The organism is Pseudomonas sp. 32_A (assembly GCF_017490905.1).
Classification (GTDB): domain Bacteria; phylum Pseudomonadota; class Gammaproteobacteria; order Pseudomonadales; family Pseudomonadaceae; genus Aquipseudomonas; species Aquipseudomonas inefficax.
This window is the reverse complement of record NZ_JAFGYI010000171.1, coordinates 1-529: the sequence shown is the minus strand read 5'-3', so window position 1 is coordinate 529 and position 529 is coordinate 1. Positions and strand designations below refer to the sequence as shown.

2 protein-coding genes are annotated in these 529 nt (G+C 60.9%); both read left to right on the top strand.

What is annotated here, in order from left to right; translation table 11 throughout:
• The coding region (locus tag J5M58_RS26130) for a transposase domain-containing protein (RefSeq protein ID WP_207880226.1) at positions 1–194 on the top strand (194 nt) is incomplete at its 5' end.
• 40 nt (positions 195–234) lie between these two features.
• A partial coding sequence (locus tag J5M58_RS26125; protein ID WP_207880224.1) for a plasmid pRiA4b ORF-3 family protein occupies positions 235–529 on the top strand: 295 nt, incomplete at its 3' end.

Here is a 529-nt window from a genome sequence, read left to right as displayed (position 1 = left end):
GGAACTACCTGTTCGCCGGCGCGGACTCAGGTGGCGAGCGTGCGGCGGCAATCTACAGTCTGATCGGTACGGCCAAGCTCAACGTCCTCGATCCCGAGGCGTATCTGCGCGCCGTACTCACGCGCATCGCGGACCATCCGAGCAACCGGGTCGAAGACCTGCTGCCATGGAACATGACCACCCTGGCATCGTAAGGCGATAATGCCGCTGGCTTCCCGTTCACCCGGAGATCAGATGGCGAAATCGTTCCAGCGCTTTACCCTGCACGTGCAGCTTCAACACATCGAGCCGCCCATCTGGCGCAGGATCGAGGTTGAAGGAACCGAGTCGCTGCGCAAACTGCACCATATCCTGCAAGCGGCCTTCGGTTGGGAGGACACCCACCTGCACGACTTCCTGATCGATGGTATGACCTATGCCATGTTCGAGGTCGATGACGTGCTGGACTTCGCCGATCCGGGCACGACCGCCGATGACCGCAAGGTTCGACTACAGAAGGTCCTGCAACCTGGCTCGCGCTTCCTCTATC